This window comes from Shewanella sp. SG41-4 (assembly GCF_014164505.1).
Lineage (GTDB): Bacteria > Pseudomonadota > Gammaproteobacteria > Enterobacterales > Shewanellaceae > Shewanella.
Window position 1 is genome coordinate 1 of record NZ_JACJFI010000219.1, and the last position, 6,913, is coordinate 6,913.

The following is a 6,913-nucleotide window of genomic DNA, read 5'->3' on the forward strand; positions in this document are numbered from 1 at the left end:
AAAGTCCATCAGCAGGTTGCCATTGTGCTATTTGTTCCTCACTAAGTGATTGGCCTGCATTTGGCCCAGTAAGCAGTAAACTGTATATAAAACCATTATTCATTATCAAAGATTCCATGTGATCACTATTACAATAATTTACGCTATTTTTTAATCTTGCCCAAGTTTAAAACTACCTTATAAAATGAAATGCTTTATTTATCGGGCATTTAACCACCAAACACAAACTTTGATGAACTAACGAGCAGCAGAGTAGACGTTCATCGGTTAAAATAGATAAAATGCTAATAAAAGAGTACGAGTATGGAATATCAATTTCGTCGAAATCGCCTAGAAGGCACAGTCTTTGCTGAATTTAGCATGGGCCATGAAGTGTTAGGCAGATGGTTTGCTGAAGAGCTTGGTGACGATAAGAGCAAAGCGAATCACATTCTAGCGCAGATAGTATTAATCAAATCTGGGGCGCTTGGCCATTTGCTAGATGTTGGTGGAGAGTTAACTATCGACATCGACTCTGAGCAAGTGAGAGTGTTTGCTAGTGTGATTGATTTTGAGGAAGAGCACTTATTAGAAGACTCCATGAACCTGTATAATGCGGAATCTGAGTGTTATTGTGGTCTGGAAGACTTTGAGTCAGTACTGCAAAGCTGGTTAGCATTTATTAACGATAAATAGCTCATCTGTTAATCCTAGCGGATGGTAAATAACAACAAAACCACGTTTATGCGGCCTTGTTGTTAAGTATTAAGTGATATTTTGACTTTGGTGCGGTGCTAATTGTTAAGGTAACGCACGGCCATTTCTGTGCGAGATTTAGCATTTGCTTTACGCAGTAAATTCTTCACATGAACTTTTACAGTGCCTTCGCTGATGTGTAAGTCTTCGGCGATCATTCGATTACTTTTTCCTTCAGCCAACTCCTGTAAAATTTGCAATTCACGCGGAGTTAAATTCTCTATCCAGCTGTTGTCGTCAATCGTATTTTTCAACTCATAAAGATAAGCTTCTACTTCATCACTAATCACTCGATGACCCAGCATGGCTTTTTTGAGTTGCTCTAACAGTAAATCTGGATCAGTGTCTTTGAGTAAATAGCCATCAGCTCCAGCACGCAACAATCTAGTGACATCTTGTTTAGCGTCTGAAACGGTTAAAATGACAATTCTTGCTGTTACCCCCTCTTGACGCATAGCATTAAGCGTATCAAGTCCAGACATGCCTTTCATATTCAAATCGAGCAAAATAATATCGGGTTCATCTTCTGCTACGGCGGTAAGAGCTTCAAGTCCCGTGCCCGTTTCACCAAAAAGTGAAAAGTCACCATCGGAGGTGATTAATTGGCAAATACCACGACGTAATAATGGATGATCATCGACAACAAGTACGGAATAAGGCTTACCCATTTAAAGGCTCCTGTTGAGGTGGAAAACTCAGCGTGACAGTGGTACCACCAAGCTGATTACTATTGAACGAAACGATGCCATTCAGTTTGTTGGCGCGTTCATGCATGATACCAATACCGAAATGCTGGTCTCGTTCAGCTAAATGCGTCACGCCAATGCCATCATCACATATTGTAATAGTAATCATGCCATTGTCTGTTAACTGACAATCTACCACTATATGGGCAGGGTTAGCGTGTTTAATTGCATTTAATGTCGCTTCGCGAATTAATTGTAAAATATGAATGTGTTGTTTAGCTTCAAGTAAATGTACTGATAGTTTGTATTTTAATTGGATATTGATATTCGTTTGATGACGTAATTGATCCAACATAACTTCAATTGCTTGACTTAGATTAGGCTCTTTGATGGTTAATCTAAAGGTTGATAACAGCTCACGTAATTGTACATAAGCAGTACTCACACCTTCATTGATCTCTGTCAATTGACCTTCTACTTCAGGGTTACGACAACTGTAATCAAGACTTTTACGTAATAAACTCACCTGGATTTTTAGAAACGATAATAGTTGCCCAATTGAATCATGTAATTCTCTAGCGATGACAGCACGCTCTTCCAGTAACGCCAATTGTTGACGTTGCTCGGAGGCATTATGGATGGTAATAGAGCGGGTTAACATCATGGCAAAATTTTCAAACAATAACTTATTCAGTGGCTTGTTAGAAATGACATCTAAATAGCCCATTTGAGTGTTTTCTATCAACAGCGGAAACTGTACTGATTTAGTGGGTAGCGCGTCAGGCCAGCCGCCTTCAGCTTTAATGACGTCTTTAGATCCATCTTCATGTTCAACGACTAAGCGAAGAAAAGTTAAGTCTTCATAATATTTCAGCTGATTGATAGCAGATTGCAATGCTTTATAGTCGAGTTTATCTGCATGTAACATGACGAGGTTGTCGTATAAGAATTTTAGCTCGTTGTTTGCTCGGGTTAATGCCAAGGTTTTTTCGTTTACTTGGTTTTCTAAATCTCCATATAAGTGGGCTAATTCAGCAGCTGTTTTTTGCAATGCATTACCCAGAGCTGTCAGTTCAATATAACCCGTTTTAGGCATTTCAACTTTGAAGTTACCTTTGGAGATTGTTGCTGCGCTATCCATCAATAATTGTAACGGTTTAACCACCCGTTTACGTGTGAATACTACGGCAAAGAAAGCGATAACAAGTAAAATGGATAAACCGATAATTTGTCCAATAACCAATAACTTTAGTTTAAAGGCCGCGAACAATTCCATCTTCAATACCAAGGTATCAATGGTGTCGACAAAGTCGGTTAATGAGGCTGAGTAAAGTCGCGTATTCCCTTCTTCAATATACACTCTCATCACTTGCCACTTATCGATAACCAATAAATATTGGTCTCGCAGCTCTTTGGGGCTATACCACTGAAGAGAGCGTTTAAGTGCCTCTGAACTAAGAGTATTTTCGAATGCAGTAATTTTTTCATCGGTATTACTACTGCCGGCATTGGTATACAACAACAGCCTATAACTTTGCATTCGCAGTGAGCCCGAGGCGTTGATGCCTTTTGCATCGCCTAAGCTGAAGGTTAAATTGACGATAGAAAACACCGCTAAGCTTGATGACAACAAAATTAAAATGAGCATTAAACTTAAAATGGTGGAAGTAAGGCTGCCACGAGTAAACATAAGATCCTGCTGTTGATAGCGGTTAGTAATTAGTAATTAGTGATTAAAAATAAGTCAAAAGTACTGTTTTATATGATGTCCAATAGTGTGTTCTACATTAGGTATGGGTTGATAACATTAACAAGTTTACAAAACTGTGAAATACATCCTGTTTACATGTTGATCTGGCGCAAACTTTCATCGCTATACCCCATAAGGGGTATATTTAAAGTGGCATGAAATCGCTAACTTTGACCTTGGAGATGTCGTGATTATTAAATTAAATATAATGTAACACGGAGATAAAGGGTGATGAAGATGAATGTAAAATCAATTGCACTGGGTGCAGTGATTGCAGCCAGTTTTTTAGCAGCTGGCGCAATGGCTAGTGATAAAACGGAACCTCGAAATGAGGTTTATAAAGATAAATTTTCAAAGCAATATGACAGCTGGCATGCAACTGATGAAAGCAAAGAAGTTGTCGATATGTTGGAAAAAGTACCTAGTCTAGTCGTATTGTGGGCTGGTTACGGCTTTGCTAAAGACTACAATGCACCACGTGGTCATATGTATGCGGTTACTGACTTAACCAATTCATTGCGTACCGGCGCACCAAAAAATGCTGAAGATGGTCCAATGCCAATGGCATGTTGGAGCTGTAAAAGCCCTGATGTACCTCGCGTAATTGAAGAGCAGGGTGAAGATGGTTATTTCAGTGGCAAATGGGCTAAAGGCGGTCCAGAAATTGTTAATGTCCTTGGTTGTGCCGATTGTCATGAAAAAGGTTCATCTAAGTTACGTATGTCTCGTCCGTTTGCAGAACGCGCGATGACAACATTGAATACTCCATTTGATAAAGCTTCTCGTAAAGACAAGCAGTCAATGGTGTGTGCTCAATGTCACGTTGAATACTATTTCGAGAAAACAGCAGAACGTCCTGGTTTTGTTAAATTCCCTTGGGATATGGGTACCACTGTTGAGCAAATGGAAGTGTATTACGACAGCATGGAGTTCTCTGATTGGACTCACGCAGTGTCTAAAACACCTATGCTAAAAGCGCAACACCCTGGTTATGAAACTTGGAAGTTGGGTGTTCACGGTCAAAATAACGTGAGTTGTGTTGATTGTCATATGCCTAAAGTGACTAACGACAAAGGCCGTAAATTTACTGACCATAAAGTGGGTAACCCGTTTGATCGCTTTGAAGAAACCTGTGCAACTTGTCACAGCCAAAGCAAAGAGTTTATGGTTAATTTAGTTGATGAAAGCAAGCAGAAAGCACAAGACTTAAAAGCACGTGTTGAAACTCAATTAGTTAAAGCTCACTTTGAAGCTAAAGCTGCGTGGGATGCTGGTGCAACTGAAGTTGAAATGAAGCCAATCCTAATGGATATTCGTCATTCACAATGGCGTTGGGATTATGCGACTGCATCTCATGGTGCATCATCACATGCTCCTGCTGAAGTATTACGTATTCTAGGAACTTCATTGGATAAAGCGGCTGATGCTCGCGTTAAACTAGCTCAGTTATTAGGTACTAAAGGTGTTAAACAACCTATTGCATATCCTGACACTTCTACTAAAGCAAAAGCGCAAGCAGCATTAGGCATGGACATGAAAACCATGAATGCTGAAAAAGCTGAGTTTAAGAAAACACTGGTTCCTCAGTGGGAAGAAGAAGCTAAAAAGCGCGAAGCGACTTATAAATAAGTTGTACTTAGTAGCATAAAAACTCTCCTCAGGTGTGAACCTGAAAAATCTAACAAACAGCCCTCATTTGAGGGCTGTTTTTTTATGTCCGTGGTATAGAAATCGTGCATTAGTTCCTTACCGTTAGGTGTTATAAAAGATTGATAATTCGCTGCACCAAAACGATGCGCTAATGTTTTTAATGCACTCGATTGGTGCCTTAATGTTAATGAAAAAAATAGGGAATAAAATAAAACCCATATATAACAGCGCTTTGAAAAAGTGGCCTGATGATTGAATTGATTCATTCAACAAATTAATAACAACTACATTTTTTCACACTTTTGGAGGTCGAGATGAAACTCGTCAGCGCTATCATCAAGCCATTTAAATTGGATGATGTCCGTGAAGCCATTGCAGGCATGGGCATTGAAGGTATGACTGTTACTGAGGTAAAAGGCTTTGGACGTCAAAAAGGTCACACTGAACTTTATCGTGGGGCAGAGTATCAAGTGGATTTTCTTCCTAAAGTAAAATTAGAAATTGCCACTAAAGATGAAAATTTGGACATGCTTATCGAAGCGATTACCAGTGCTGCACATACCGGCAAAATAGGTGATGGAAAAATTTTTGTGACAGATCTAGAACAAGCTATCCGTATCCGTACGGGTGAAGTTGATAACGAAGCATTATAAGGAGGCTGCCATGGAAGAATTAACTCAATTAGGCCTGACGGTCACAGAACTACGTTTCGCATTAGATACGTTCTATTTCCTCATTTCAGGTGCGTTAGTCATGTGGATGGCAGCTGGTTTTGCCATGTTAGAAGCCGGTTTGGTTCGCTCAAAAAACACCACTGAAATTTTAACCAAAAACGTGTGTTTATACTCAATCGCATGTGTAATGTTTTTATTCGTCGGCTACAACATTATGTATGTCGATAATGTTGAAGGTGGCTTTATTCCTTCTTTTGGTTCGCTAATCGGTTCGCAAGCGGATGGTGCTGACCATGCATTAGAATCAGACTTTTTCTTCCAAGTTGTGTTTGTTGCTACGGCAATGTCGATAGTATCCGGTGCTGTAGCTGAACGGATGAAGTTATGGTCTTTCTTAGCATTTTCAGTTGTCATGACCGCTGTCATTTATCCTATTGAAGGCTACTGGACTTGGGGCGGAGGATTCCTCTCTGAAGCCGGTTTTGTTGACTTTGCTGGTAGTGGTATTGTGCACATGGCTGGTGCTGCTGCAGCAATATCTGGTGTACTGCTTCTTGGTGCTCGTAAAGGTAAATACGGCGAAAATGGCCAAGTGCATCCTATTCCAGGATCTAACTTACCGATGGCTACTTTAGGTATGTTCATTCTATGGATGGGTTGGTTTGGCTTCAACGGTGGTTCACAATTGTTGGTTTCAGATGCTGAAAACGCCAGTGCTGTTGCTAAAATCTTTGTAAACACTAACTCTGCCGCCGCATTTGGTGCAATCTCAGCGCTTATCGTGTGTAAAGTTGTTTGGGGTAAAGCGGATTTAACCATGATTTTAAACGGTGCGTTAGCGGGTTTAGTCGCGATTACTGCTGATCCTTTATCACCTTCGTTGTTAATGGCCGGTGTGATTGGTTTGGTTGCTGGTGCAGTTGTTATCTTTTCTGTGATTGCATTTGACCGAATTAAAATTGATGACCCAGTAGGTGCCATTTCAGTGCACGGTGTTGCAGGGTTCCTTGGACTAATGTTAGTGCCATTATCAAATGCTGATGCTAGTTTTGGTAGTCAGTTGTACGGCGCAGCAGTTATCTTCATTTGGGTATTTACCACATCGTTACTGGTATGGTTTGTATTAAAGATGACTATGGGTATCCGTGTGACAGAAGAAGAAGAGTATAACGGTATGGATGCTTCTGACTGTGGTGTAGATGCTTACCCTGAGTTTGTGAGTGTGAAAACTGCCGGCTAATCAGTAAATAGTTAATTGGTTAACATAAAAAATAGAACCTTAGGGTTCTATTTTTTTTGGATTAATAATGTTATTTGCGACTCAATTGAAGTAAATAAGAGGGATGTACTAGCTTAACGGTATACACTATTAGATGAAGAAATCGTGATGAGGTGATAATGAAATCAATACTGATAAA

General features: G+C 39.9%; 6 protein-coding genes. 4 read left to right on the plus strand and 2 right to left on the minus strand.

The annotated features are described in order from the left end of the window. Positions 1-303 precede the first annotated feature (303 nt). On the plus strand, positions 304-675 hold the full coding sequence (locus H5202_RS16420; protein WP_182773023.1) for a YacL family protein: 372 nt from the start codon (positions 304-306) through the stop codon (positions 673-675). A gap of 98 nt (positions 676-773) precedes the next feature. On the opposite strand, the gene H5202_RS16425 is transcribed toward H5202_RS16420, so the two are convergent. Further along, positions 774-1,403, minus strand: coding sequence for a response regulator (locus H5202_RS16425; RefSeq protein ID WP_182773024.1), 630 nt, complete (start codon positions 1,401-1,403; stop codon positions 774-776). Then, entirely contained in the window at positions 1,396-3,111 is a 1,716-nt protein-coding gene (gene narQ / locus H5202_RS16430) for a nitrate/nitrite two-component system sensor histidine kinase NarQ (RefSeq protein ID WP_182773025.1), read from the minus strand. The genes H5202_RS16425 and narQ overlap by 8 nt, the downstream gene beginning before the upstream one ends. Before the next feature lie 297 nt (positions 3,112-3,408). Between narQ and nrfA the strand changes: the two genes are divergently transcribed. From nrfA to H5202_RS16445, 3 genes are all read left to right on the plus strand, one after another. Next, positions 3,409-4,800, plus strand: coding sequence for an ammonia-forming nitrite reductase cytochrome c552 subunit (gene nrfA, locus H5202_RS16435; RefSeq protein ID WP_182773026.1), 1,392 nt, complete (start codon positions 3,409-3,411; stop codon positions 4,798-4,800). A gap of 335 nt (positions 4,801-5,135) precedes the next feature. Further along, entirely contained in the window at positions 5,136-5,474 is a 339-nt protein-coding gene (glnK, locus tag H5202_RS16440) for a P-II family nitrogen regulator (protein ID WP_182773027.1), read from the plus strand. Between the two features lie 10 nt (positions 5,475-5,484). Further along, positions 5,485-6,735, plus strand: coding sequence for an ammonium transporter (locus H5202_RS16445; RefSeq protein WP_182773028.1), 1,251 nt, complete (start codon positions 5,485-5,487; stop codon positions 6,733-6,735). The last annotated feature ends 178 nt before the right edge of the window (positions 6,736-6,913 follow it).

Excerpts from the sequence above, each read along its gene's own strand:
- glnK (WP_182773027.1), top strand. The coding sequence starts at position 5,136 with ATGAAACTCGTCAGCGCTATCATCAAGCCATTTAAATTGGATGATGTC.
- nrfA (WP_182773026.1), top strand. The coding sequence starts at position 3,409 with ATGAATGTAAAATCAATTGCACTGGGTGCAGTGATTGCAGCCAGTTTT.
- H5202_RS16420 (WP_182773023.1), top strand. The coding sequence starts at position 304 with ATGGAATATCAATTTCGTCGAAATCGCCTAGAAGGCACAGTCTTTGCT.
- H5202_RS16445 (WP_182773028.1), top strand. The coding sequence starts at position 5,485 with ATGGAAGAATTAACTCAATTAGGCCTGACGGTCACAGAACTACGTTTC.
- H5202_RS16425 (WP_182773024.1), bottom strand. The coding sequence starts at position 1,403 with ATGGGTAAGCCTTATTCCGTACTTGTTGTCGATGATCATCCATTATTA.
- narQ (WP_182773025.1), bottom strand. The coding sequence starts at position 3,111 with ATGTTTACTCGTGGCAGCCTTACTTCCACCATTTTAAGTTTAATGCTC.